Source organism: Micromonospora sp. NPDC127501 (assembly GCF_040302185.1).
Classification (GTDB): Bacteria; Actinomycetota; Actinomycetes; order Mycobacteriales; family Micromonosporaceae; genus Micromonospora.
In genome coordinates, this window is sequence record NZ_JBEORJ010000016.1 from 1 (window position 1) to 24,572 (window position 24,572).

Consider the following 24,572-nt stretch of genomic DNA (forward strand, 5'->3'; position numbering starts at 1 on the left):
GGTCACCCTGCTGGAGGCGGTCACCGAGTCGTGCAACACCGGCTTCGCCCAGCTCGGTGTGCGGCTCGGTGCCGAGACTGTCAAGGAGAAGGACCAGGATCGGTCCTCCACACCGGCCGACGTCGTGTCGCGTTCGGACGGGTCGATCAGGAGTACGGAAGCCGCAGCACCGACTGGTTGCCGATGCCCAGGGTGGTCGGGTTGCTGCCGATCGCCGACCAGACCTCCACCCGGACCGTGCCGTTGCTCAGCGTGCCCAACGTGCCGGTGGCCGAGGACAGGCCGGCGTTCTGGGTGTAGTGCTCGTAGCCGGTGACCGGGTCGGTGGCGAAGTAGCGCAGAGTCTCCACCCGTTCCCAACTGCCGTTGCCGGTGAGGTCGTAGGAGACCCGCACCTGCACGCCGTTGCCGACCGCCGTCCCGGCGTCCACGAACAGGTCGAACGCCGTCTGCCCGCCGGCGTAGGCGAGGTTGAGGCCGGTCGCCGTGAAGACCTGGGCGTTGGTGGGCGTACCGTCGTGGTTTCCGTTTGCCGCCGCGACCGTCGTCGTGGCCGCGCTGCCGGCGGCGCCCAACCCACCTCCGGGCAGCAGGTACCGCGTCGGGTTGCCCGGGGTCGGCGGCGGGGTGGTCGTCGGCGGGGGGTCCGTCGGCGTCGTCGGGGGGACGCCGCCGGCCGCGTTGCCACCACTCCAGGTGTACGCCCCGGTGGTGGCCGTCTTGCCGGCTCCCACGGCGAGCGTGGTGCCGTTGGAGAACGTCACAGTGATCGGCGTCGCCGTCGGGTTCGACGCCACGTAGGTGCGGGCCCCGTTGCGGGAGAAGACCGCGGACAGCGGATGGTTGCCGGTCACCGTCGTGTCCACATTGCCGAGGGCGGCGAGGTTACGGATCCAGTGGAACGTGTGCGCCCGGCTCTCGCCCTCCTCCGGGGTGTAGCCCGGGTTCGCGCGGAGGTTCGCCAGCGCCGCGTCGGGGTCGCCGAGGGCCTGGAACTGCCAGAGGATGTCCTGCCACACCGTCGGTTGTCCGCCGTTGTTGCGGACGAGTTCGGCATAGTTGGTCCGCACGTACGCCGGGTTGTTGCCCAGGTAGAGATGACCGCCGGTGACCGGCAGCAGGTTGATGCCCTGGATCATCTCCGGCTCGCCGCTGAACCAGGTGGCGTACGCGCCGCCGTCACCCCAGACCATGCCGACCGTCGAGTGCCCGAAGGCGGCGGGGAAGTTCTGGTCGCTGACGTCGAACCAGTACTCCTGGATGGCGGCGGCCTGGGTGGTGTAGAGGAAGACGCCGGCGTCGCGGATGGCGGTGTTACCCGTCGTCTGCCCCCACTGGATGAGGGCGCTCGCGAAGTTCATCCCCTCCGACGAGGACTCCTGGTTGTTGCCGGAGCCGAAGGAGCCGTGCCCGGACGCCCAGTCGTGCCCGGCGTAGATGTCGAAGTCACGCAGGTACGGGAACTGGGGGTCGCCGCGGCGGTAGTTGTTGGCGTCGCGGATCAGCAGGTCGACCATCCCGCCGTAGCGGCTGGTGGCCGCCCAGGCCGGGTCGAACTTCGCCAGGGTCGCGGCGGCGGCGATGTAGTAGCCGTAGTGGAAGTGGTGGTCGTTGAGCTCCTGGTCGGACCCGTACGACGCCGGGTAGCCGATCAGGGTGCCCCAGTTGTTGTCGTAGTAGAAGACCCGGCTGGTCTTGCCGCTGGACGCGGTGAACCAGTCGGTGAGCGTGCTACGGATCGCGTTCAGCGCGCTGTCACGCGTCGTGGTGTCGTTGACCTGATCGGCGATCTCGGCGATCCGAGCGGCCCGGCCGAGCCCCTTGCCGGTCCAGTAGGTGTCGTTGCCGCGTTGGTCCATCGGGTTGGCGCGGGTGGCGGCCAGGTGCCCGGTGAGCGTCGACAGGTCCCCACCGCTGCCGTCACCGACGGCCGGCAGCTCCGGCAGGATGCCCTGGAACTTCATGGCGGTGCGGAACTGGTTGACGCCGGTGAGCACCTTCATCCGGCCACGCGCCGACGGGTAGGTCGGCGTGATCGCGGTGGAACCGCTCAGCGACTTCCACTGGTGCGGGTAGAGACTGACCACGGTCTGCGTGGCGGTGCCCTCCCGGGCGGTAGTGGTGAACGCGTACGTGGTGGTCAGGCCGCTGGTCGCGGGGTTGTAGGCGTACGAGACCTGGGTGCCGGTGACGTGGGCGTGCGCGTACTGACCGTAGGTCGCGGCCAGCGCGGCGCGCTCCGTCGCGCTGGACGTCGGCGGCAGCAGTGCGACGGAGAAGTAGCCGCGGCCGGCCAGGGTGGACGAGATCCGGCCGGACGCCACGGTCCAGCTGGCGCCGCTGGGCGCGAACCCGACGTAGTCGTGGCCGTTGACCCGGAAGCCGATGGTGGCGCCGCTGTTGGACCAGACGTCGGGGGTGCCGGCGGTGCTGATCTGCGCGTTCCCCCCGGTGGTCTGAAAGTACGCGAAGGGCAGACCGTGGCCGATGGTCGCGCGCATGGTGCGCGTGCCGTCGCTCCAGTGCGGGCTGACCGTCCAGTCCGTCCAGCCGTCGACCTTCACCAGGGGAGCGGCGAGCCCGGCCACACCGACCCGGATGTCCTGCACGTACGGGTAGTGGAACTCGCCGACGCCGGTGGCGGTGCCGCTGATGGCGGGCGTGGAGTTGGCGGAGAAGCCGAGCCCGTCGCCAAAGGTGTCGTACGAGATCGGGTGGGCGTGCAGCGGCTCACTGAACGAGCAGTCGGTGCGCTTCCACAGCAGTGAGGACCACCAGTCGTTGGTGGGGATCGGCCCGGCGGGCGCGTTGGCGGTGGCGAACTGCCGGGGGTTGCTGGACATCGCGCCGCAGCCGCTGGGGAGCGGGCCGACCGGGGTGGTGGTGTAGCTGCCGGCGCCGACGGGTGCGGCCTCGGCCGCGCGGGTGACGGGGATGGCGAGGCCGCCGACGACCAGGGCCAGCGCGGTGGCGGCGGCCAGGGCCCATCGGCGGTGGGGGACGGGAGGTTTCATCGTGCCTCCATCGCGCGCGCCGGGTGCGGCCCTTGCCGGGTCCAGCGCTATGCGTCTGAATTGGGGGGAAGGTCAGGTGAGAGAGCGCTCTCTCGGCCACGGTAATGGAGTACCGAGATCCCCGTCAATGTGTCCAACGCGTTGCGTGCTGATGTCGCTATTTGCCGGCGCCCGCACGGTCGCCCAGTAGTTCGCCCGCACGGTCGTTCACCAGTGCGTCCGGCACGCGCATCCGCCACGCGTCGGTCACCAGCTCGGTCAACCGGTCCAGGTCGACCGCCGCCAGACGCAGCAACACCAGGGGCAGGCCGTCGTAACCGGGTGCGGTGAAGAAGACCTCAGGCTCCCCGAGCAGGAGAGCCTGCTTCTCGGCCTCGTCGCCGACGAACAGCACCGCGATGTCCAGCCGGATCACCCGAGGCTTGCCCGGTACCCGCTCCGGATAGGACCAGACGAAGCCCTTGTCGGCCACCCGGAAGTCGAAGCCGTCACTGGGGTTCTCCACCGTGTGCGGCAGGGCCAGCGCCACCCGGCGTACGTCGTCCGCGTCAGCCACCGAGACCCCTCGCACCCCGCACCATCCGCATGGGTCGAGATTACGCGGTGGACAGCTCGACGGCCGTGGCGCCGACGATCGCCCGTTCGCCGTTCTCCTGGACATAGCCGACCACGCTGGCGCTCCGCGGATCGAGGCCAGGTGGTGTCGCAAGCTCCACCTGCCCCCGCTCGGCGTCCAGGCCCACCGACCTGAAGGCGCGTACGACGTTGTCCTGCCGTAGCGTCCGCCCCGCGTTCTCTCCCCGGGCGATCTCGCTGGTCAGGTCCCGTTCCACGACCGCCATCTGCAACACCGCGCCCTCCGGCGGCTGTTCGGTCCGGTAGTCCACCATCACCCGGTCATTGCCCAGGTTGGCAATGGAGAGCGCCAGCGGTGTGGCGGCGGTCGCGGCCATGGCGGACATGATCGCGGCGGCCGCCCGGCGGCGATCGGAACCGACGAACTCGACGGTGCCGTTGACGACCATCTGCGGGGTGTACAGACCCCGGGTGCCGAACGCGCGGGCGTACGCCTCCTGTCGCGCGGTGTACGCCGCGTCCGCGAACTGGTCGGGCCAGCCCAGGTCGTCCCAGTAGTCGACGTGGAACCCGAGGGCGAAGACGTTCTGGCCCCGGTCCCGGGCGTCGCGCTCGATCTCGCTCAGCAACTCCTCCGCGGGAGGGCAACTGTTACAGCCCTGGGACGTGAACATCTCGACGACGGCGAAGCCGCCGTCCGTCGATGGATTCGTCATGGTGGCGTGTCTCCTCCCACGGTGTGCCCGGCGGCGTTTCCCGGTGCCCGGCGGCGTTGCGTTTCCCGTTTCGGCCGGGACAATGCGCGTGGGGTCGCGTCCCCTGCCGGCCTCGCAGCGAGCGCCGCCGGGCCGGGTGGTTGGATGGTCGGGTGCAGTTCACCGTGACAGACGCGCCGGCGCGGGAGCGTTTCGAGGCGCGCGACGAGGCGGACGCGGTCGTCGGGTTCGTCACCTACCAGCTGACCGGCTCGATCATCGCCTACACCCACACCGAGGTCGACCCGGCGTACGAGGGCAAGGGCGTCGGGTCGACGCTGGCGCGGGCCGTGCTGGACGACGCGCGGAGCAAGGGCCGGACCGTGGTGCCGATCTGCCCGTTCATCGCCGACTGGGTGGTCAAGCACCCGGAGTACGAGAGCATCGTGGTCCGGTCCACCCGCAAGATCAAATAACCGCGCTTCCGGCCGGGTGACGTCAGGCGTCCGGTAGGAGCTTGGCGGCGAGAGTGCGGGCCGTGGCGGTCAGGGTGTCGATGTCCAGCCCCGTCCGCCCCATGAACACCAGGCCCTGCTGTGCGGCGAGCAGCGCGCGCGCCGTCTCGACCGGGTCGACGTCGCGCGGCAGGTCGCCCTCGTCCTGGGCCCGTCCGACGCTCTCGGCGACCAGGGCGGTCGTCGCCTCGTAGGTGCGCCGCGCCTCGGCGAGGACGTCGGGGTCGCTGGTGGCGAGTTCGTATGTGCTGTTGGCCATGAGGCAGCCGCGCCGGGCCGCGGCACCACCCGGGTCGTTCACCGGCGCCATGACGAACGCGCGCAGCGCGTCCAGGGCGCGGGGAGCGGCGGTGAGCATCTCGCGCAGGTAGCCGCCGCTGGTGTCGGTGTATTCCCGCAGCGCCTTCAGGAACAGCCGGTGTTTGTCGCCGAAGGCGCCGTAGAGGCTGCCCTTGCCCAGCCCGCTGACGCGCACCAGGTCCTCCAGCGAGGTCGCCGCGTAGCCGGCGTCCCAGAACTGGTCCCGGACGGCGCGGATCACCTGCTCCTCGTCGAACTGCCGTGGCCTGGCCATCTGACCAGGATAGCAATTGTTGACCGGTCGGTCCACCAAGGGTCGGGTGGACCGATCAGGTCACCGGGGGACCAACCCGCGACACCGCCTCTCGCCGGCGGGTCGCCCTCGTCACCGGCGGTTCCCGCGGTCTCGGCGCCGCCACGGCCATCGCGTTCCTGACCAGCCCCGCGGCCTCGTACGTCACCGGCGCCGTGCTTGACTCCAACGGCGGACACACCGCCCGAGCCCCACCCTCCGCAGCCCCGTCGGGAGACCACGCCATGACAGCCTCCACCTTCCGTGCCCTGCACCACGACCGCGCCGCCGGTAACCCGCTCGTTCTACCGGGCCCCTGGGACGCGGCCAGCGCCCGGGTGCTGGCCGACGCCGGTTACCCGGCGCTCGCGACCCCGAGCGCGGGCGTCGCCGCCTCGCTCGGCTACGACGACGGCGCGACCCCGCCGGACGAGATGTTCGCGGCGGTCGCGCGCATCGTGCGCGCCGTGTCCGTTCCGGTGTCCGCCGACGTCGAGGGCGGATACGGCCTCGCCCCCCGCGAGCTGGTCGGACGGCTGATGGAGGCCGGCGCCGTCGGCTGCAACCTGGAGGACTCGGAGGGGGACGCCACCCTCAAGGACCCCCGGCGGCACGCCGACTGGCTGGCCGAGGTGCGCGCGGAGGCGGGCGACGCTCTCTTCATCAACGCCCGCGTCGACACCTTCCTGGTCGGAACGGGTGACCCGGCCGACGCTGTGGAACGCGCCCGCCTGTACGTGGCTGCCGGCGCCGACTGCGTCTACCCGATCCTGGCGCCGCCGCAGGTGCTCCCGCAGCTGCGGGAGGGCATCTCCGGGCCGATCAACATGGCCGCCGGACCGGACCGGGAATCCGTGGCCGAGCTGGGCCGGCAGGGTGCCACGCGCATCACCTTCGGTCCAGGAATGCAGCGGTACGCCATGGCGTCGATCGGCGACCTCGCGGCCGAGCTCCGCGCCTGACCCTGGACGTCACCCGCGTGGCCGTCGCGCCGCCGCGCCGCTCGGCAGGTCGGCCGCAGGGGCTTCCGCCGTCGCGAGATCGCGCAACATCCTGGATGTAGGGGCATCCGCCGCGCCCGACACCACTACATCCAGGATCGAGCACGATCTTGGGGGAGGTCCACCGGTCTCCGTGCGCCGTGCGGCGAGGGCGGGGGTGTGCGGCAGCTCGGTGGGTGATCGACTCGGGTTTCTGGAAGTGGGGGTGTCCCGGTCGGGTGGATCACGCGGTTTCCTGAAGGCCGAGTCGATCACCCAGCGCGGTGGGCGGCGGAGGAGTTACGGCAGCTACGGCCGAGCCCCCGGCGTGCCGTCGCGGTGGACGGCTGCCGGGGGCTCGGATGCAGGCGGTCAGGCCTGGTTGCCGCTCGGCAGTACCGCTGCCATCTCGTCGGCGGCACCGGCGAGCACGCGTGCCTGCTGCGGCCAGCTGGCCAGCCCAGGTGCGGCGCGCAGGCCAGCGGCCCGGATCAGGTCGCGCAGCGCCGGCTCGTCCAACTCGCCGAGCTGGCCGTACGTGCGCACGCCAGCGTCCTGCAACGCGGCCGCCATCTTCGGCCCGATCCCCTGGATCCGGCGGAAGTCGTCGGCCGGGCCCGTCGGGTCGGCGTCGACGCTGTCGATCGCCGTGTTGGCGGCCGAACGGACCGGAGGGGTCGCGCTGGTGGTCGGCCGGACCGGAGGCGTGGCCTCCGCCTGTCGCTCGGCGACCGCAGCGGCAACCGCAGGCTCGGCGTTCACCGAGTCGGCCTGCACTGGCTCGGCATCGGACGGTCCTGCGCCCGCCAACGCCTCTGCCGGCGTTGCGTCGACCGCCGCGGCCCTGGTCTCCACGTCGTCGGCCGGCATGTCGTCGGCCGGCATGTCGTCGGCCGGCGTCGAGTCGATCGGCGTGCTGTCGACGGGCGCGGTCCCGACCGGCGCATCGTCGGCGGGCGCGGTGTTGGCCGCGACCGGCGCATCGTCGATCGAAGCATGGTCAGCCGGCGTCGTGTCGATCGGCGTGGTGTCGGCGGACGGGAGGTCGTCCGCCGGCTGGCGGGGGGCGACGACGGCCGCCGGGGCGGGCTGGTCGTCGACAGTGACCGGCTCGGGGGTCGAGTCCACACCCGGCTCCTGCCGCAGCTCAGCGGCGTCGGACTGCTCGGTGGCCGGTACGGGCGGCGGGTCCTCGGTCAGCGCCATGTCCGCCGGGTCGACGGTGCTCGGAGCCTCCGCCGGCACGGGCACCGGGGTGGGACCGTCCCGTTCGGTCAGCGCGGCTGGCGCGCTGACCGTGTCGACCGGTACCGGCTCGTCGGCGACCGCGGTGGGCGCCGGATCGACGGCGGCCGCAGGCTGGGCCTCGTCGGTGGTGGCAGCCGGCGTGGGCGGGGTGATCACGGCCAGACCGGCGACGGGGTCACCATCCACAATCGAATTGCCCTGTACGCCCCGTCGGCCGCGCAGCAGCCACCCGGCGGCCAGGCCCAGCAACAGTGCCAGTACCACTATCAGCGAGTGTCCGAAAGACCACGCCACGGCGAACCTCCCTCTCAGCTCGTTGGAAAAGTCACGAGAAAAACTCGCCGCAGCTTTGCACACGCGTATTGCCGACGACAGGCAGGATCGGCCGTCGGCGTTGCCCGTCGACCAGCCACCTCAGCCGGTGCCTGCCGGGTAACAGAGCGTCGCCCGGTCACACCCGGACTCGACGTAACGAGACCGGCCCGGCACGGATCGGTCGGGCAGAGCGCTCCGGACACGATGAGACCCGGGCCCGGCGTGGGACGCCGAGCCCGGGTCCGGCGATGCGGGTTCAGTCCCGGTCGCCCTCGTAGGTGTGGAAGTCGTCGACGAACCGGCGACGGAGGCGTGGTATCCGGCTGGTCACTCCGAAGTAGCCGCGTGCGCCGAGCAGCGCGAGCCGACCCACCACCGGTCGGTACATGCGGTCGTCGCCGCTGGTGCCGCTGCGGTTCAGCGATTCGGCGACCCGGGCGAAGCCGTACGGCGCCATCACGGCCTCGTAGTCGGCGACCGCCTGGAGCAGAGTCTTGTCGCCGGCGGTGGCACGGCTGAGCTGTGCGCAGAGCAGGCGAGCGTCGCGCAACGCCGTGTTCGCGCCCACGCCCCGACCCGGGGTCATGGTGTGGATGGCGTCGCCGAGCATGGTGACGGTGCTGCTCTTCCAGGGCGGCACCGGCTCGGACGTGGACACTTTGATCGGTAGGGCGCTGGCCGGGTCCGCGTGGGCGAGCAGTTCCCGTAGGTGCGGGTGCCAGTTCGCGGTGAGGTCCAGGGCGACCTGCACCAGGTCCTCACCGCGGCGTTCCATGATGTCGGCCGGAAATCGGTTGGCCGCACTCCAGATGATCAGATTGATGTTGTCGGTGGTGGTGTCGTGGGCCAGGCCGGGCCAGTCTTTGAGCAGAGCGGCGTCGGGCTCGCTGACGCCGGGCTTGATCGCGCGTTCGGCGTCCCACTTGAACTCCATGACGTGCAGCACGCCCATCATGCCGCCGACGCCGAAGATCAGCGAGATGCCTTGCTGGACCCGCTCCGGAATGAGACCGCGGGTGTGCGGGGTCAGCGGGATCCGGGTGGCGATGTTGATCGTCCCGGCGTCGCGGGTGACGGCGTGCGGCAGGTACTGGCGGCGTACGGCGGAATGGGTGCCGTCGGCCGCCACCAGCAGGTCGCCGGTGGCGCTGGTGCCGTCGGCGAAATGCGCGGTGACCGTGCCGTCGTCGCGCTGCTCGTACCGGGTGAAGGTCTTGTCGAAGTGCACCACGTCCTCCAGGCCGGTCAGCAGCACCTGGCGCAGCACCATCCGGGCCACCGAGTGTTCGGTGCGGACCGGGTCGGCGCTCGGCCGCAGCGCGAACGACGCGGTCTGGCGGAGCCCCTGGGTGACGACGTTGAAGTAGTGCGGCGGCCGGGCGCAGGTGGCCAGGAAGGTGGCGAACAGTTCCGGGGGCAGGCATTCCCGCAGCGCCCGGCTACCGGTGGGGCCGATGCCGACCCGGTAGCCGAGCAGCCCCTCGGCGCGGTCGCGGTGCCGTTCGTAGACGGCGACGCTGATCCCGGCGCGGCGCAGGCCGTGCGCCAGGCACAGGCCGCCCGTGCCCGCGCCGATGATCAGGACGTGCGGCGGCGCGGCGGACATGTCAGCCGGCCGGGTGTGCGGCGGGCGCCTCGGTAACGGACGGGCGCGCGGTGGGCACGTCGGTGCTGGTTGGGCGCGCTGCTGGCGCCTCGGTCGCGTCCCACCGGTAGAAGCAGCCGGCGATCGCGTCCCGGGGGGAACGCCAGGTCGGCAGGTACGGCGACGTGTGCGCGGAGAGCCGCTCGTTGACCTGTCGGAAGAGCGGGTGGTTGCGGGCCGCCGCGAGCGCGTCCGGGTCGACGTCGTCCGAGGTCTCCAGCAGGTGTACGCACAGGTCGTGCAGGCAGTACAGGGATCGGTGCGTGACACCGGTCAGGCTGGGCAGTTCGGTGGCGTCGGACTCGGCGAAGATCTGCGCGACCCGCCCCTCCGCTCCCGGGATGATCCGGCTGACGATCAGTAGACGACTCATGGGACCCCTTCCGCCGGTGGCCTGCCCAACCCCTCGGGGATCGGTGCCACGTGCTCTGTGCGCCCACCGTGCCGCAGCGACTGTCACATCACCGTCACGTACGCCGACCGGGCGGTGACGGGCACCGCCGTCACGTACGTCGAACGGCCGGTGACGGGCGGTCGGAGATGGCCTCGCGGCTGGCCTGTCGGATCGGGGCGAGGGTGTCGTCGAGCAGGGCGCTCATGGCAGGGCTCGGCTCCAGCCGCAGCTCCCGGCGCAACAGGTCCCGGTAGACGTAGAAGGCGTGCACTGCTTCGAAGGCGTTGCCCTCGGCCAGGTGGATGCGGACCACCAGTCGGTGTGGTGTCTCCCGTAACGGCTCGGCGGCCATCGCCTCCAGCGCGGCTTCCAGGGCCTCGCCGTGTCGCCCCGCGGCCAGGTGGTGCCCGGCCACCTGTTCCAGCATGTGCAGGCGGAGTTGGCGCAGGCGTTCCCGGTCCAGCAGCACCCAGTCGTCGTACCAGCCGGGCAGGAGGTCGTGCCGCCCGGCGGCGAGCGCCCCGGCGGCGGTGCGCGGGTCGTCGCCGTCCCGGACCCGGGCCGCGGTGCCGACCAGGTCGTCCACGTCGAGCCGGACCGCCGGGCCGAGGCGTACGGTGTCGCTGGCCACGGTCATCGGGCAGCAAGGATCCTGTCGTAGCCGCCACAGGGCGGTGCGTAGTGAGGACAGCGCCCGTTCCTCCGACGCGTCGGGCCAGAGCAGCCCGGCGAGTTGGCTGCGGGTGGCGCCAGGGCGGAGCCCGATCAGCGCGATCACCCGTTGCAGCCCGCGCGGCACCACGACCGGCACCGCCTCGCGGAGAAGTCGGAAGCCGCCTAGCAGGTGCAGTGAGACGCCCTCCTCGGGCGGGTCTCCGGCGGTCGGCACGGACGGATCAGCGGCCACGGCGGCACCCCCTGCGGAACGCTCGTCCCGACTGTCTGCTGTGTCCCGGATCGGTTGCCCTCGACGCCACTGTCGACCCCGCCGATCGCGGCGTGGCGGGGCGCGGCCCCACCCGCCGAGGCCGCCGGACTGACCACGCTGAAGATTATCAATAACGGTCACGTTGCGTCAACGCCAGCGTGGCCTTCTGTTAGTGACAGCCAACCCGAGATCGGTTCTGAACTGCACAAACATTAGCGCGTGGAGCGCGCCCGGCGCATAGCTGATACACAGGTTGCGTCAACGCAGCGTCACCACCATCCGTCGCTGGCCGACCCGGCGCGGTGACGCCGCCGTGACGAGGATCGGCGCATCGTGTCGGCAGTCGTCCAGCGCGTCCGGGGGCCACCCGTCGCCGGCCGGACGCTGTGGGGGGAGGCCCAGTATGGACCGATCGCTGATCGTCGCGAAGGTGGATCCGACCGCCGAGGAGCGGGTCGCCGAGATCTTCGCCGAGTCGGACGCGACGGAGCTGCCGCGCCTGGTCGGTGTCCGGCACCGCTCGCTGTACCGACTGCACGACCTCTATGTGCACCTGCTCGAGACCGCGCAGCCGGCGGAGGGTGCGGTGGAGGCCGCTCGTGACCATCCCGAGTTCATCCGGGTCAGTGACCGCCTGCGCCCGTACGTGTCGCCGTACCTGTCGACCTGGCGCTCGCCGCGCGACGCCATGGCGCGGTGCTTCTACCGGTTCGACGCCCCGGACGCCGGGCGGCGGTCGTGACGGCCACCGCGCCGCGCGAAGAGCAGCTCTGGTCCCGCTGCGCCGGTTGCGCCAGCCTGCTCTACCGCAAACGGCTGCGCCGCAACCTCGACGTCTGCCCGGAGTGCGGGGAGCATTCCCGACTCGGCGCGCCGGAACGCCTGCGCCAACTGGTCGACCCGGGTTCGCTGCGCCTGCTGGCCGACCGGCTGCCGGAGGCGGACCCGCTCGACTTCGTCGACGTGCTGCCGTACCCGCACCGACTCACCGGCGCGCGGGCCAGCACGGGTCTTGCCGAGGGGGTCGTCTGCGCCACCGCCACCATCGGTGGACACCCGGTGGCCCTGGCGGTGATGGACTTCCGCTTCCTCGGTGGCAGCCTGGGCTGCGCGGTGGGCGAGCTGATCACCCGGGCGGCCGAACGGGCGCTGGACGACCGCACCCCGCTCGTCCTGATCACCGCCTCCGGCGGGGCGCGGATGCAGGAGGGCGCGCTGTCGTTGATGCAGATGGCGACCGTCAGTCAGGCCATCGCCGCGTTGCGCGAGGCGGGGCTGCTCACCGTGAGCGTCCTCACCGACCCGACCTACGGCGGGGTGGCCGCCTCGTTCGCCACCAACACCGATCTGGTGCTCGCCGAGAGCGGCGCGCGGATGGGCTTCGCCGGCCCCCGGGTGATCCGTCAGATCACCGGGCGGGCCCTGCCGGAGGGCTTCCAGACCGCAGACTTCCTGCTCCGACACGGGCAGGTCGACATGGTGGTGCAGCGCCGGTCGCTGCGCGGGCGGCTGATGGCGCTGCTCGCCGCGACCCGCGCCGGCCGTCCGGCACGTCCGCCCGTACCCCGGCAGGAGCCGGCGTCGCGCCGCGAGCGCCTCGCCGACGACGGCGCGGCCCTGGCGCGGCCGGCGGACCCGGCGGCCGAGGGAGACGACGGCACCCCGGCGGTACGCGACGCGTGGGACACCGTCCGGATGGCGCGGCACCCCGGGCGGCCCACCACACTGGACTACCTGGACTCCGTCTTCGACGGGTTCGTGGAGCTGCACGGCGATCGGCTCGGCGCGGACTGCCCGGCCATCGTGGGTGGGGTGGCCCGGTTGGCCGGTCGGTACGTGATGGTCATCGGTCACCAGAAGGGGCACACCACCGCCGAGCTGGTCGCCCGCAACTTCGGCATGGCCAGCCCGGCCGGGCACCGCAAGGCGCTGCGGCTCATGCGCCTGGCGGCCCGCCTCGGCCTGCCCGTGGTCACCCTCGTGGACACCCCCGGCGCCGACCCCGGGGTGAGCGCCGAGGAGCAGGGCCAGGCGGCGGCCATCGCCGAGAACATCCTCACCCTCACCGTGCTGCCCACTCCCGTGCTCGCGGTGATCACCGGTGAGGGCGGCAGCGGCGGCGCGTTGGCGCTGGCGGTGGCCGACCGGGTGCTGATGCTGGAGAACGCCGTCTACTCGGTGATCAGCCCCGAGGGGTGTGCGGCGATCCTCTGGCCGGACCGGTCCGCGGCGCCACAGGCCGCCCGCGCGTTGCGACTGACAGCGCCCGACCTGCGCCGGCTCGGGGTGGTCGACGAGGTCGTGTCGGAGCCGTCGAGTGCCGCGCACGACGACCCGGCGGACACCGCCCACCGGTTGCGCGCCGCCCTGCTGGCCAACCTCCTGCCGCTGCTGGACGTGCCGCCGGCCATGCTGGTCCGCCTGCGTCGGCAACGCTTCCGACGGTTCGGCGCGAACCGCGTCGGCGCCCGGGCGGACCTGCGGTGACCGCCGGCGACCGGGCGCTGTCGACAGTCGACGCGTCCGACGACGTGGGGGTGGACGGCGAGGAGGCGCTGGCCGGGCTGCGCCGGCAGGCGCAGCACCTGATCGCCGAGCTGGCCGGGCCGGTGCGCCGGATCCGGCTGCGCAGCGGGCCGGCGGTGCTGGAGGTCGAGTGGCACCCCGAGGACGTGACCCGACCGGACGTACCCCTGCCCCGGGCCGAGGCGGCGCCGGCGGTCGTGCCGGCGCCCGATGCCCCACCTGCGGTGCTCCGGCCGCCGGTGCCTGGGCGCGCCGCGGTGCGGGCACCGATCGTCGGCACCTTCTACCGGGCGCCGGAGCCCGGCGCGCGGCCGTTCGTCGCGGTGGGCGACCTGGTCCGCCCCGGCCAGCCGGTGGCCATCGTCGAGGCGATGAAGCTGATGAACGAGGTGATCGCCGACCGGGCCGGCCGGGTGGCCGCGATCCTCGTCGAGGACGGCCAGCCGGTCGAGTACGACCAGCCGCTCGTCGAACTGGACCCGGCATGACGGCGCGGGGTGGTTGACCATGTTCGAGACCGTGCTGATCGCCAACCGGGGCGAGATCGCGCTGCGGGTGCTGCGTGCCTGCAAGGAGCTCGGCGTGCGAACGGCGGTGGTCTACTCCGCCGCCGACGCCGACTCGGCGGCGGTCCGCCTCGCCGACCAGGCCGTCCGGATCGGACCGGCGTCGAGTCGGCGCAGCTACCTCAACGCCGCCGCCATCATGGAGGCGGCCCGGCAGGTGGGGGCGCAGGCCGTGCACCCCGGCTACGGCTTCCTCTCCGAGGACGCCGACTTCGCCGAGATCTGTGCTGACAACGGGCTGACGTTCATCGGCCCGCCACCGGCGGTGATGGCCGCGCTGGCCGACAAGTCCTCGGCCCGGGCACTGATGAGCCGCGCCGGCCTGCCGCTGTCGCCGGGCAGTGTCGCGCCGGTGCCGACCGCCGCCGCGGCGGCCGAGGTGGCCGACGCCGTCGGCTACCCGGTGATCGTGAAGGCCGCCGCCGGGGGCGGGGGCCGGGGGATGACAGTGGTGCACACCCCGGGCGAGCTGCGCCGGGCGTACACCCGGACCCGGGCCGCCGCGCAGGCCGCCTTCGGCGACGACCGGGTGTACGTCGAGCGTTACCTCACCGAGGCGCGGCACGTCGAGGTGCAGGTGCTCTGCGACGCGCACGGCAACGGGGTGCACCTGGGCACCCGGGACTGCTCGGTGCAGCGTCGGCACCAGAAGCTGGTCGAGGAGGCGCCCGCCCCGGCGCTGCCCGCCGCCGTTCTCGACACCATCGCCGAGACCGCCCTGCGGGGTGCGCTCCAGGTCGGCTTCGTCGGTGCCGGCACGCTGGAGTTCCTGGTCGACGCCGAGGAGAAGTTCCACTTCCTGGAGATCAACTGCCGGATCCAGGTGGAGCATCCGGTCACCGAGATGGTCACCGGGATCGACCTGGTGCACGAGCAACTGCACATCGCCGCCGGCGTGCCGCTGCGGTGGCGGCAGGAGGAGATCCGCCTGCACGGCGTCGCGGTGGAGTGTCGGGTCAACACCGAGGACCCCGGGCGCGGCTTCGCCCCCACCCCCGGCCGGTTGGAGCGGTTCACCCCACCCGGCGGCCCGTTCACCCGGGTGGACACCCACGCCAGCGCCGGTTACCTGGTCGGCCCCTGGTACGACTCCCTGCTCGCCAAGGTGATCGTCTGGGCGCCCGACCGGGAGTTGGCCCTCAACCGGCTGGAACGTGCCCTGGACGAGTTCGACATCGCCGGTCCGGGCGTGCACACCACCATCCCGTTCGTCCGGCGGGTGCTCGACGACGCCGCATTCCGCAAGGGCCGCTACACCACCGGCCTGGTCGACCGTCTGCTCGCCGCGCCCGCGCCGGTGCCGACGGTCACTCCCGCACCGCGCACCGCGCCCGCCGCAGATCCCGACGCAACCCACAGGAGGACCCGATGACCGTCACCCATGGTCGCCCGATGACCGCCGAGATCACCGACATCCTGGTGGCGCACTGCGGGCTGGACGCCGACGCCGCGGCCCGGGCGCCCGCCGCGTCGCTGGAGGAGCTGGGCATGGACTCGCTCGCCCTGCTGGAGCTGTCGGCGGTCGTCGCCGACCGCTGGCAGGTGGCCATCCCCGAGCAGGCCGGACAGTTGAGCATCCCGGCGGTGGCCGACCTGGTCGCCCGCCGCGCCGACCCGCCCGGGCACACCGAGAACAGCGTGGTCATCGACGCGCCACTGGGGTTGGTCTGGGAGGTCACCAACGACGTGGCGAACTGGACCGAGCTGTTCACCGAGTACGCCGTGGTGGAGATCCTGCACCGCGAGGGGCACACGGTGCGGTTCCGCCTCACCATGTACCCCGACGAGAACGGGGTGTCCTGGAGCTGGGTCAGCGAGCGCACCGCCGACCCGGTGAGCAGGCAGGTCCGGGCGCACCGGGTGGAGACCGGGCCGTTCGAGTACATGCGCATCCACTGGCGCTACACCGAGGAGGCCGGTGGCACCCGGATGACCTGGACGCAGGACTTCGCGATGAAGCCGACCGCGCCGGTCGACAACGCCGCGATGACCGAGCGGATCAACACCAACAGCGTGATCCAACTCGCGGTGATCAAGGACCGGGTGGAGCGGATCGCCTGGCAGCGCGCCGACCAGGGCGGCCCGACCGCCGGCGACGCACCGACGGAGGCCGACGATGAGTGACCTGAGTACCCGCCCGATCGCCGCCCGGGACGTACCCGCCGACCGCCGTCGCGGCGGTGAACTGCGGGTGCTGCTCGGCCCCCGCACCGTCGGCAGCACCTCGGGTTTCCTCGGGGTGGCCACCCTCGAACCGGGGGAGCGGATCGCCGAGCACTACCACCCGTACAGCGAGGAGTTCCTGTACCTGGTGCGGGGCGCCATCACCGTCGACCTGGACGACCAGCAGACTCTGCTGGCCGCCGGTGAGGGGCTGTTCGTACCGGTGAACGTGCGGCACCGGCTGCGCAACACCGGCGTCGAGCCGGCCGAGGTGGTCTTCCACCTGGGTCCGCTCGCCCCCCGGCCCGAACTGGGCCACGTCGACACCGAGTTGGTCGAACAGCGGGGCCCGTCGTGAGCGCGAGGAGTGAGCCGGGTTTGCGAGCCCCGCAGTGGCGAACCATCGGTGGCGTCGTGAGCGCGAGGAGTGAGCCGGGTTTGCGAGCCCCGCAGTGGCGACCAGAGGTGACGCGATGAGCGGGCGCCGCACGGTGGTGACCGGGATCGGGGTGGTCGCCCCGGGCGGCGCCAGCCGGGACCGCTTCTGGAAGACCATCACCGAGGGGCGGACCGCCACCCGGCGGATCAGTTTCTTCGACCCGTCGGCGTTCCGGTCGCAGATCGCGGCGGAGTGCGACTTCGACCCGGTCGCGGCGGGGCTCAGCGAGGCCGAGCGACGCCGGGCCGACCGGTACGTGCAGTTCGCGCTGGCCTGCTCCGCCGAGGCGGTGGCCGACGCCCAGTTGGTGCTCACCGACGCGGAACGGGACCGGGCCGGGGTGGTGCTGGGCACGGCGGTGGGCGGCACGATGGCGTTGGAGCAGGAGTACGTCACAGTGAGCGAGCACGGCCGGCGCTGGCTGGTGGACGGGGCGCGCGGTGGCCCGTACCTCTATCAGGCGCTGGTGCCCAGCAGCCTCGCGGCGGACGTGGCCTGCCGGCACGGGCTGCACGGCCCGGCGCAGGTGGTGTCCACCGGTTGCACCTCCGGCATCGACGCCATCGGGTACGCCCACCAGATGATCGTGGACGGTGAGGCGGACGTGATGCTGGCCGGCGCGTCCGACTCGCCGATCTCACCGGTCACTGTGGCCTCGTTCGACGCGATCAAGGCGACCAGCCCGGACAATGACGACCCGGCACACGCCTCCCGCCCGTTCGACGCCGACCGGCACGGGTTCGTGCTGGCCGAGGGCGGGGCGGTGCTGGTGCTGGAGGAGGCCGGGCACGCCCGGCGGCGGGGAGCGCACATCTACTGCGAGGTGGCCGGCTACGCCAGCCGCAGCAACGGCTTCCACATGACCGGCCTGCGGCCGGACGGGCTGGAGATGGGCCTCGCCGTCACCGACGCGCTCCGGCAGGGCCGGATCCTGCCCGAGCAGGTCTCCTACATCAGCGCGCACGGCTCGGGCACCCGGCAGAACGACAGACACGAGACGGCCGCGTTCAAGCGGGCGCTGGGCCAGGCCGCGTACCGGATTCCGATCAGCTCGATCAAGTCGATGGTCGGGCACTCGCTCGGCGCGATCGGGTCGATCGAGATGGCCGCGTGCGCCCTCGCCATCGAGTTCGGTGTGGTGCCGCCGACGGCGAACTGGAGCACCAGGGACCCGGAGTGCGACCTGGACTACGTCCCCAACGAGGCGCGGGAGGTCCCGGTGGACGTGGCCCTGTCGGTGGGCAGCGGGTTCGGCGGTTTCCAGTCGGCGATGGTCTTCCGTCGGATGCTCGGCGCGGTGGCGGCGTGAGCGCGGAGGTGGCTCGCGCCGTGGTGACCGGCATCGGGGTGGTCGCACCGAGCGGCATCGGCGCGGACGCGCACTGGCGTACGGTCCTCGCCGGCACCCGGCGGACCGGGCCGATCACCTTGTTCGACCCGGCCGGCTATCCGACCCGCTTCGGCGGGGAGGTGCCCGGCTTCACCGCCGACTCCTACGCCGACAGTCGACAACTGGTGCAGACCGACAGGTGGACGCACCTCGGCTTCGCCGCCACCCGGCTGGCGCTGGCCGACGCCGGCCTGCCCGATCGGGCCCCCGACCCGTACGGCTATGCGGTGACCCTGGCCAGTTCGTCCGGGGGCAACCTGTTCGGTCAGCGGGAACTGCAACGGTTGTGGGGCGGCACGTCGCGGACGGTAGGGGCGTACCAGTCGATCGCCTGGTTCTACGCGGCAAGCGTCGGGCAGCTCTCCATCCACCACCAGTTCAAGGGCCCGAGCGGGGTGCTGGTCGCGGAGTCGGCCGGCGGGCTGGACAGCCTGGCGCACGCCGCCCGCGCGGTGCGCCGGGGCACCCCGGTCGTGATCGCCGGGGCCACCGAGTGCCCGTTGAGCCCGTACGCGCTCGCCTGCCAGCTGCGCTCGGGGCTGCTCAGTGACGTCGCCGACCCGGAGCGGGCGTACCGGCCGTTCGACGCCACGGCCAGCGGCTACCTGCCGGCCGAGGGCGGAGCCGTGTTCGTGGTGGAGGAGCTGGGGCACGCCCTGGCCCGGGGCGCCCGGGTCTACGGCGAGGTGAGCGGGTGGGGCTCCACCCACGACGCCGCACACACCACGGCGGAGAGCACCGGCGACCCGGCCCAGTACGCGCGGGCGATGCGGCTGGCCCTGGACCGGGCGGGCGTCGCCGCCGCCGGAATCGACGTGGTGCTGCCCGACGCGCTCGGTGTACCCCGCTACGACCGCAGCGAGGCCGAGGCGCTGCGGGCCGTCTTCGCCGACCGGCCACCCCCGGTGACCACGCAGAAACCGTTGACCGGTCGGGCGTACCAGGGCGGCTCGGCGTTGGACGTGGCCACCGCGCTGCTCGCCTTCGCCCACGACACGTTGCCCGCGTCAGCGGGCCCGGACGAGGTGGCCGACGGCTGTGAGCTGGACTTCCTGCGGGAGCACCGCCGGCCGCGAAGCCGACTCGCCCTGATCTGCGCGCGGGGCTTCGACGGGTTCAACAGCGCGCTGGTCCTGCGCGGGGCCGTGCCGACGAGGGGAGAGGCGTCATGAGCGACAAACGGGCCCGGGTGGTCTTTCTGGTACGGGTGCCGGTGTCGCGCACCGAGCAGTTCCTCGCCGCGTACGAGGAGGTGCGGCACCTGGTCGCCGGCGGTGTGCCGGGGCACCTGGTCGACCAGGTGTGCCGGTCGTCGACCGACCCGGAGCAGTGGCTGATCACCAGCGAGTGGGCGAGCCTGGCCGACTTCGAAGAGTGGGAACGCAGCCCGGAGCACCGGGACCTCGTACGCCCGATGCGGGAGTGCTTCACCGACGCCCGTTCGCTGCGCTTCCACATCCACGCCCAGACCCCTGCCCTGGCCTGACGCCCCCCGCCCCCGCTCCCGGCCGGTGCTGCCCCGTCCGGCACTGCCCTCGTCGATCATGGAGTTGTGGTGGGGACAGATTGCCCTTTATCAGGGGAGATTCGGGCACCGTCATTCCATGATCGACCACCCCTTCCCGCGATCTTGCACTTAGTGTCGCGACATTAGGGGACACGTCACGCGTTTCGACGACCGAAACTGCAAGATCGGCGCGGTGGGGATGGGTTGGTGGCTTGGCTGCGCCGGGCGGGGTCGACATTGTGGCCAGGGGGCGTAGGGTTCTGGAGCCATGAAGGCACTGATCTCGGTGGACCTGGAAGGCATCTCGGGGATCGTGCATCCCGCCGAGACGAATCCGGACCGGTACGACTACGAGCGCGGTCGGGCGTTGATGACGGCCGAGGCGAACGCGGTGGTCGCCGGGGTTCTCGATGCCGAACCCGGCGCGGTGGTGTGGGTCGCCGACGCGCACGGAACGTTTCGGAACATCCTGCCGGAGGACCTCGACCGGCGTGCTCACCTCGTGCGCGGCAAACCCCGCCCGCTGGGCATGCTCGCGGGGCTGGACGAGCAGACGGATGCCGTTCTGCTCATCGGCTATCACGCTCGGGCCGGTGCCGGGCCAGCCGTGCTGGCCCACACGATAAGTGACGCCGTCCTCGACGTGCGGGTGGCCGGCCGGTCGGTGGGCGAGATCGGCCTCAACGTCGCCATGGCCGGGCACCTGGACACGCCCGTCGTCCTGCTCAGCGGAGACGACACCGCCTGCGCGGAATTCAGTGAGCTGGTGCCCTCGGCAGTCACCGTCGCCGTCAAGCAGACCCTGGGCCAGGCTGCCGCGGTGGCCCTGCATCCGCAGGAGGCCCGGGAGCGGCTGCGTCGCGCCGCCGCCGACGCGGTCGCCCGGCGCGCCTCGATTCCCCCGACGAAGATGGCCGGGCCGGTGGACGTCGAGGTCGACCTGTACGGCCCGTACATGGTCGACCTCGCCACTCTGGTGCCGGGTGTGGCTCGCGTCGGCGGCGGCCGGACGGTCGCCTTCCACGCCGTCGACTTCGCCGAGGCGTACCGGCTGGTTCAGCTGCTGGTCCAACTGGCCAGCATCAAACCGAGCTAGCGCGCGCATCGTCCGGCTCACCCGGTGACCGCGACGCCATCGGCCGTCCGGCCGGGGCCGGGCGACGGTGGTACGAGGCGTCATGCCTCGGTGACGCTCCGCCAGACCGCCCGCCCGATCCTGTCCGCCGAACGGGCTGTCGGCAATCCGGCTGGCCGCTGCTTTTGATCCATCCATTCGCATCTAGCAATGGCCCTGTGGGCGTCGTATGGTTCCCCGCAGCACCCCGACAAGCGTACGTGATGGGCGGATTCGCCCTCTTTCATGCTGGGCGGTGAACGGCAGTGACGGCAGAAGATCCTACGGCGACCGACCCCGGATGGGTGGACGAAGTCCTGTTCGCCGGCCACCCGACCGACGTTTGTCTCCGTCTGCCCGAGCCCGTCGACCGGGCCACCCTGCACCGGCTGGTGACCGACGCGCAGGACCGGTTGACCACCGCCGGACTGCGCCCCGGCGGCGCTGCGGCGCTGCGGTTGCCCCCGTCGCTGGCGTACGTGGTGAACCTGCTTGCCACCTGGCGCGCCGGGGGGCAGGCGATCCTGCTCGACCACCGGCTCACCGACCACGAGGTGGACCGGGCGCTGGCCCGGTTGACCCCGCACGTGGTGGTCGCTCCGGTGCGGACCGGTGGCGGCGCGCTGAAGATCTTCGTCGACGTCACCGAGGGCGTCACCCGGTACGCCGACCGCCCGGCGGTCAGCGGCCACGCCGTGATCCAGCTCAGCTCCGGCTCCACCGGCCCGTCCAAGGTGATCGGCCGCACCGTTGCCGACCTGGTCGCCGAGGTGCAGCGCTACACCCGGATCGACGGGGTGGCGCTGCCCGGCGAGCGGATCATCCTGCTGCCCTCGATGGTGCACGTGCTCGGCCTGGTCGGCGGCCTGCTCTACGGGCTGCACGCCGGGGTCGAGCTGGTGCCGCCGGAGCGGCTCAGCGGCGACGCCGTGCTGGCCGCGATCACCGCCGGCACCACACCGGCCACCGTGCTCGGTGTGCCGTTCCACATTGGACTGCTCGCCTCCACGCGCCCGACCGGTCCGCTGCCGCAACTGCGGCGGATGACCACCGGGGGTGAGTTGGTGCCGGCCGCCGTCGCCCGGGCGTTCACCGACCGGTACGGGGTGCCGCTGGGCAACATGTACGGGATGACCGAGGTAGGGGTGATCGGCACCGACCTGTACGGGTCGCACCGACCGTCGATCGCCCCCGCGCCCGGGATCGAGGTCCGCGAGTCCGGCGGTGAGCTGTGGGTGTCCTGCCCGGCGTCGCCGTACGTCGGACTGAGCGACCCGACCCGCTGGTCCGACGGCTGGCTGCACACCCGCGACGCCGGCAGCGTCGATGAGGACACCGGCCTGGTCACGGTGCGCGGTCGACTCGACTCGCAGGTCTCCGTCGGCGGGATGAAGGTCGACCTGACCGAGGTGGAGGCCACCGTCGCCGAGCTGACCGGGGTTGCCGCCGCCGTGGTGGTCTGGGACGACGGCATCACCGCGTACGTCCAACCCGACGGCCCGCTGTCGGAGGAGACGCTGGACAAGCTCCTCACCGAGCGGTTGGCCGGCTACAAACGGCCGCGGGCGCTGCACCTGCTCGATCAGTTGCCCCGTACCACCACCGGCAAGCTGGTCCGCTCCACCGACGCGCTGCGCTCGGCGGTCACCCCGTGACCGGGCCGCTGCACCACAGCGACATCGACCTGCGCGCTCGCCCGCACGGCGACCGCCAGGACGAGGCCCCCGCCCAGCCGCGGGTGACCGACCCGCAGGAGTTCGTCGCCGGGCACCGGCCGCAACGGCAGCCCCGGCGTCGGCATCAACCGGCGCAGCCCACCGTCGCGCAACCCCTGCCCGAGCGCCTTACCGATCGCCTCCTTGGCGGTCCACAGCCGCAGGAAGTCCACCGTCCGGCCGGCCTCGGGCCGATCGTCCAACCAGGCCAGCTCGGCGGGCGGGAACCAGCGGCGGGCCAGCGCGAGCGCCGGCAGCGGGCGGATCCGCTCCACGTCCACCCCGACCGCGCCGGCCCGACGGGCGGCGACCGCCACCAGCCCGGCGGTGCGGCTGACGCTGACCGCCACCTCGACCGACCCGGTCGCCTCGTCGACCCGCACGACCGGCCGTCCCTCGCGGTCGTGCGTCAGCACCAGCTCGTTCTCCGGGCGACCGAGCAGCAGAGCACCCGCCCGCCGCAGCAGCACAGCGGCCGGATCCGGCTGACCGCCGGTGTCCCGGCCGACCCACACGTAGGCGGTGTCCCGACCGGACACCGTCAGCTGAGCCACGCAGAGAGGGTATCCATGAGAGCCGAGGTCCGCGCCTTCGTCGTCGAGCAGCTCGCCGACATGAACTACGACGTCGAGGGGCTCGACGACGACACCACCCTCGGCCCCGCCGGCGTCGACCTGGAGTCACTCGCGCTGGCCGACCTGTCCGTGCGGGTCGAGGACCGGTACGGCCTGACGTTCGCCGACGACGAGTCGGAGCAGCTGGCCCTCATGACGGTCGGCGAGTTCACCACCATGGTCGCCAATCGCGTCACCGAGGCGACGAGCGACAAAGGCTGATGAGCGGTCAGCCCGATCTGGGGCGAGCTGACCTGATGACCATGCTCGCCGAACTCACCGCGAAACCGGCTGCCGAGGTGTCCGACCGGATCGGCTCGATGGAGCTTGCCTGGCTGGTGCACCTCGTCGAGCAGCGCTACGAACGCCGGCTCGACCTCACCGACGACGAGCTGGCCGGCATCCGCACCGTCGACGACGCCCTGGTGGTGTTCCGGGCGTCATTGACCGCCTCCGCAGATGGTTGAGGCGCGCGTCGCCCAGCTCACCGGTGTGCACGCGGTCAGCGCCCTGGGGCGCGGCGCGGACGCGCAGCTCGCCGGTGTGCTGGCCGGGGTGCCGACGTTCGGACCGGTGGGCCGATTCGACACCGCCGCCCGCCGGGTCACCGTGGCGGCCACACTCCCCGAGGTCGCTACCCTCACCGTCGAGTTGGCCGCCGCGATCGACGCGGCCTGCCGGGCGGCCGGCCTGAACCGCGCGCAGCGCACCGGGTGCGCCCTGCTGCTCGCCGTGCACGGCGGCCCGGCCCCAGGTCCGGCGCCAGCCGTGCTCGCCGGTCAGCTCGCCGCCCGTTGTGGACTCTCGGGTCACACCCGGGTCTACACCAGCGCCTGCGTGTCGGCGAGCACGGCGGTGGCCGACGCCGCCGCCCGGATCACCCGGGGTGATGTCGAGCGGGTGGTGGTCGCGGCCGGCTACCTGGTGGAGCCGGACCAGTTCGCGCTCTTCGACGCCGGTCGCGCCCTCGCTGTCGACGGGGCGGTCCGCCCGTTCAGCGCCGGCCGCCGGGGGTTGCTGCTGGGTGACGGCGTGGCCGCGGTGGTGCTGGAATCGAGCACCGGCCGACGGCGCGGCGTCGAGCCGGTGGCCACAGTGGCCGGTTGGGGACGGGCCGGTGACGCGTTCCATCCCTGCCAGCCGGAGCCCGGCGGCACCGGGCTGGCCCGCGCGGTCGGCGGCGCGCTGCGCCGGGCCGGGCTGCCACCGGAGTCCGTCGGCTACGTCAACGCCAACGCCACCGGTACCGCGCAGAGCGACGCCGCCGAGGCGGCCGCCCTGCGCCGGGCCCTCGGCGGGCATGCCGACCGGGTCCCGGTCAGCTCCACGAAGTCGGTGCACGGGCACGCGCTGGAGGCGTCCGGGTTGCTCGAACTGGTGGTCACCGCGCTCGCGCTGCGCCACGGCGAACTGCCGGTCAACGCCGGCTGGCTGGCCCCCGACGAGTCCTGCCCCCTGAACGTCGTGACGAACCGTCCTCGAAAGACGGAAGCCACCCACGCCCTGACCCTCAACGCCGCCTTCGGCGGCGCCAACACCGCTCTCCTGGTCGGCGTCGGATGACCGCCCCCAACTCCCCGCGATCTTGCACTTTCTGCCCCGACGAATCCGACCAACCATCCAAACCGACGACCGA

General features: G+C 72.5%; 25 protein-coding genes. 16 read left to right on the forward strand and 9 right to left on the reverse strand.

What is annotated here, in order from left to right; genetic code table 11:
• Window positions 1-146 precede the first annotated feature (146 nt).
• The 3 genes from ABTW72_RS28880 to ABTW72_RS28890 all read right to left on the reverse strand — a co-directional run bounded on the left by ABTW72_RS28880 (window position 147) and on the right by ABTW72_RS28890 (window position 4,306).
• Window positions 147-3,014 carry a glycosyl hydrolase gene (locus ABTW72_RS28880; protein ID WP_350864022.1) on the reverse strand — a complete coding sequence of 956 codons (2,868 nt, stop codon included), beginning with the start codon at window positions 3,012-3,014 and terminating at the stop codon, window positions 147-149.
• 157 nt (window positions 3,015-3,171) lie between these two features.
• Complete coding sequence (locus tag ABTW72_RS28885; protein WP_350864025.1) at window positions 3,172-3,570, reverse strand: MmcQ/YjbR family DNA-binding protein; 399 nt, start codon at window positions 3,568-3,570, stop codon at window positions 3,172-3,174.
• A 40-nt stretch (window positions 3,571-3,610) separates the two neighbouring features.
• The gene (locus ABTW72_RS28890) at window positions 3,611-4,306 is read right to left on the reverse strand and encodes a DUF1223 domain-containing protein (RefSeq protein ID WP_350864028.1); all 696 of its coding nucleotides are present in this window, start codon (window positions 4,304-4,306) and stop codon (window positions 3,611-3,613) included.
• A gap of 152 nt (window positions 4,307-4,458) precedes the next feature.
• Here ABTW72_RS28890 and ABTW72_RS28895 point away from each other — a divergent pair, with 152 nt between their 5' ends.
• Window positions 4,459-4,761: a GNAT family N-acetyltransferase gene (locus ABTW72_RS28895; RefSeq protein ID WP_350864031.1), complete on the forward strand. Its 303-nt coding sequence runs from the start codon at window positions 4,459-4,461 to the stop codon at window positions 4,759-4,761.
• A gap of 22 nt (window positions 4,762-4,783) precedes the next feature.
• Here the strand turns inward: ABTW72_RS28895 and ABTW72_RS28900 are convergent, their stop codons facing one another.
• Window positions 4,784-5,374 (reverse strand): TetR/AcrR family transcriptional regulator, encoded by a 591-nt coding sequence (locus tag ABTW72_RS28900; RefSeq protein WP_350864034.1) that lies wholly within the window; start codon window positions 5,372-5,374, stop codon window positions 4,784-4,786.
• Window positions 5,375-5,637: 263 nt separating this feature from the next.
• On the opposite strand from ABTW72_RS28900, the gene ABTW72_RS28905 reads away from it, so the two are divergent.
• Window positions 5,638-6,354 (forward strand): isocitrate lyase/PEP mutase family protein, encoded by a 717-nt coding sequence (locus ABTW72_RS28905; protein ID WP_350864037.1) that lies wholly within the window; start codon window positions 5,638-5,640, stop codon window positions 6,352-6,354.
• A 390-nt stretch (window positions 6,355-6,744) separates the two neighbouring features.
• On the opposite strand, the gene ABTW72_RS32755 is transcribed toward ABTW72_RS28905, so the two are convergent.
• The 4 genes from ABTW72_RS32755 to ABTW72_RS28925 all read right to left on the reverse strand — a co-directional run bounded on the left by ABTW72_RS32755 (window position 6,745) and on the right by ABTW72_RS28925 (window position 10,881).
• The gene (locus tag ABTW72_RS32755) at window positions 6,745-7,914 is read right to left on the reverse strand and encodes a helix-hairpin-helix domain-containing protein (protein ID WP_502892261.1); all 1,170 of its coding nucleotides are present in this window, start codon (window positions 7,912-7,914) and stop codon (window positions 6,745-6,747) included.
• A gap of 277 nt (window positions 7,915-8,191) precedes the next feature.
• Window positions 8,192-9,541, reverse strand: coding sequence for an FAD-dependent oxidoreductase (locus tag ABTW72_RS28915; protein WP_350864039.1), 1,350 nt, complete (start codon window positions 9,539-9,541; stop codon window positions 8,192-8,194).
• Window position 9,542: 1 nt separating this feature from the next.
• On the reverse strand, window positions 9,543-9,953 hold the full coding sequence (locus tag ABTW72_RS28920; protein ID WP_350864041.1) for a TcmI family type II polyketide cyclase: 411 nt from the start codon (window positions 9,951-9,953) through the stop codon (window positions 9,543-9,545).
• A 130-nt stretch (window positions 9,954-10,083) separates the two neighbouring features.
• Window positions 10,084-10,881 carry an AfsR/SARP family transcriptional regulator gene (locus tag ABTW72_RS28925; RefSeq protein WP_350864044.1) on the reverse strand — a complete coding sequence of 266 codons (798 nt, stop codon included), beginning with the start codon at window positions 10,879-10,881 and terminating at the stop codon, window positions 10,084-10,086.
• A 424-nt stretch (window positions 10,882-11,305) separates the two neighbouring features.
• On the opposite strand from ABTW72_RS28925, the gene ABTW72_RS28930 reads away from it, so the two are divergent.
• The 11 genes from ABTW72_RS28930 (at window position 11,306) to ABTW72_RS28980 (ending at window position 22,262) form a co-directional block, all read left to right on the forward strand.
• Window positions 11,306-11,644: a TcmI family type II polyketide cyclase gene (locus ABTW72_RS28930; RefSeq protein ID WP_238685782.1), complete on the forward strand. Its 339-nt coding sequence runs from the start codon at window positions 11,306-11,308 to the stop codon at window positions 11,642-11,644.
• Entirely contained in the window at window positions 11,641-13,389 is a 1,749-nt protein-coding gene (locus tag ABTW72_RS28935; RefSeq protein ID WP_350864047.1) for an acetyl-CoA carboxylase carboxyltransferase subunit alpha, read from the forward strand. The genes ABTW72_RS28930 and ABTW72_RS28935 overlap by 4 nt, the downstream gene beginning before the upstream one ends.
• A 17-nt stretch (window positions 13,390-13,406) precedes the next feature.
• Window positions 13,407-13,916, forward strand: coding sequence for an acetyl-CoA carboxylase biotin carboxyl carrier protein (locus tag ABTW72_RS28940; RefSeq protein WP_350864285.1), 510 nt, complete (start codon window positions 13,407-13,409; stop codon window positions 13,914-13,916).
• Window positions 13,917-13,935: 19 nt separating this feature from the next.
• A complete protein-coding gene (locus ABTW72_RS28945; RefSeq protein ID WP_350864050.1) occupies window positions 13,936-15,366 on the forward strand; it encodes an acetyl-CoA carboxylase biotin carboxylase subunit in 1,431 nt (476 codons plus the stop codon).
• Window positions 15,363-16,118, forward strand: coding sequence for an SRPBCC family protein (locus tag ABTW72_RS28950; RefSeq protein WP_350864053.1), 756 nt, complete (start codon window positions 15,363-15,365; stop codon window positions 16,116-16,118). Before ABTW72_RS28945 ends, ABTW72_RS28950 begins: the two co-directional genes overlap by 4 nt.
• A complete protein-coding gene (locus ABTW72_RS28955; protein ID WP_350864056.1) occupies window positions 16,111-16,515 on the forward strand; it encodes a cupin domain-containing protein in 405 nt (134 codons plus the stop codon). Before ABTW72_RS28950 ends, ABTW72_RS28955 begins: the two co-directional genes overlap by 8 nt.
• Before the next feature lie 115 nt (window positions 16,516-16,630).
• Complete coding sequence (locus ABTW72_RS28960) at window positions 16,631-17,905, forward strand: beta-ketoacyl-[acyl-carrier-protein] synthase family protein (protein WP_350864059.1); 1,275 nt, start codon at window positions 16,631-16,633, stop codon at window positions 17,903-17,905.
• Window positions 17,902-19,158 (forward strand): beta-ketoacyl synthase N-terminal-like domain-containing protein, encoded by a 1,257-nt coding sequence (locus tag ABTW72_RS28965; protein ID WP_350864062.1) that lies wholly within the window; start codon window positions 17,902-17,904, stop codon window positions 19,156-19,158. Before ABTW72_RS28960 ends, ABTW72_RS28965 begins: the two co-directional genes overlap by 4 nt.
• On the forward strand, window positions 19,155-19,472 hold the full coding sequence (locus ABTW72_RS28970; protein ID WP_350864065.1) for an antibiotic biosynthesis monooxygenase family protein: 318 nt from the start codon (window positions 19,155-19,157) through the stop codon (window positions 19,470-19,472). Before ABTW72_RS28965 ends, ABTW72_RS28970 begins: the two co-directional genes overlap by 4 nt.
• Before the next feature lie 289 nt (window positions 19,473-19,761).
• Window positions 19,762-20,589 (forward strand): M55 family metallopeptidase, encoded by an 828-nt coding sequence (locus ABTW72_RS28975; RefSeq protein ID WP_350864068.1) that lies wholly within the window; start codon window positions 19,762-19,764, stop codon window positions 20,587-20,589.
• A gap of 323 nt (window positions 20,590-20,912) precedes the next feature.
• Window positions 20,913-22,262, forward strand: coding sequence for a class I adenylate-forming enzyme family protein (locus ABTW72_RS28980; RefSeq protein ID WP_350864070.1), 1,350 nt, complete (start codon window positions 20,913-20,915; stop codon window positions 22,260-22,262).
• On the opposite strand, the gene ABTW72_RS28985 is transcribed toward ABTW72_RS28980, so the two are convergent.
• Window positions 22,190-22,876: a 4'-phosphopantetheinyl transferase family protein gene (locus ABTW72_RS28985; RefSeq protein ID WP_350864073.1), complete on the reverse strand. Its 687-nt coding sequence runs from the start codon at window positions 22,874-22,876 to the stop codon at window positions 22,190-22,192. The genes ABTW72_RS28980 and ABTW72_RS28985 overlap by 73 nt on opposite strands.
• 15 nt (window positions 22,877-22,891) lie before the next feature.
• Here ABTW72_RS28985 and ABTW72_RS28990 point away from each other — a divergent pair, with 15 nt between their 5' ends.
• From ABTW72_RS28990 to ABTW72_RS29000, 3 genes are read left to right on the forward strand one after another with little or no spacing between them, the layout of a single operon-like run.
• Window positions 22,892-23,158: an acyl carrier protein gene (locus tag ABTW72_RS28990; protein WP_350864075.1), complete on the forward strand. Its 267-nt coding sequence runs from the start codon at window positions 22,892-22,894 to the stop codon at window positions 23,156-23,158.
• Window positions 23,158-23,403, forward strand: coding sequence for an acyl carrier protein (locus ABTW72_RS28995; protein ID WP_112587240.1), 246 nt, complete (start codon window positions 23,158-23,160; stop codon window positions 23,401-23,403). Before ABTW72_RS28990 ends, ABTW72_RS28995 begins: the two co-directional genes overlap by 1 nt.
• Window positions 23,396-24,499, forward strand: a complete 1,104-nt coding sequence (locus ABTW72_RS29000; RefSeq protein WP_350864078.1) for a beta-ketoacyl synthase N-terminal-like domain-containing protein — start codon at window positions 23,396-23,398, stop codon at window positions 24,497-24,499. Before ABTW72_RS28995 ends, ABTW72_RS29000 begins: the two co-directional genes overlap by 8 nt.
• Window positions 24,500-24,572 lie beyond the last annotated feature (73 nt).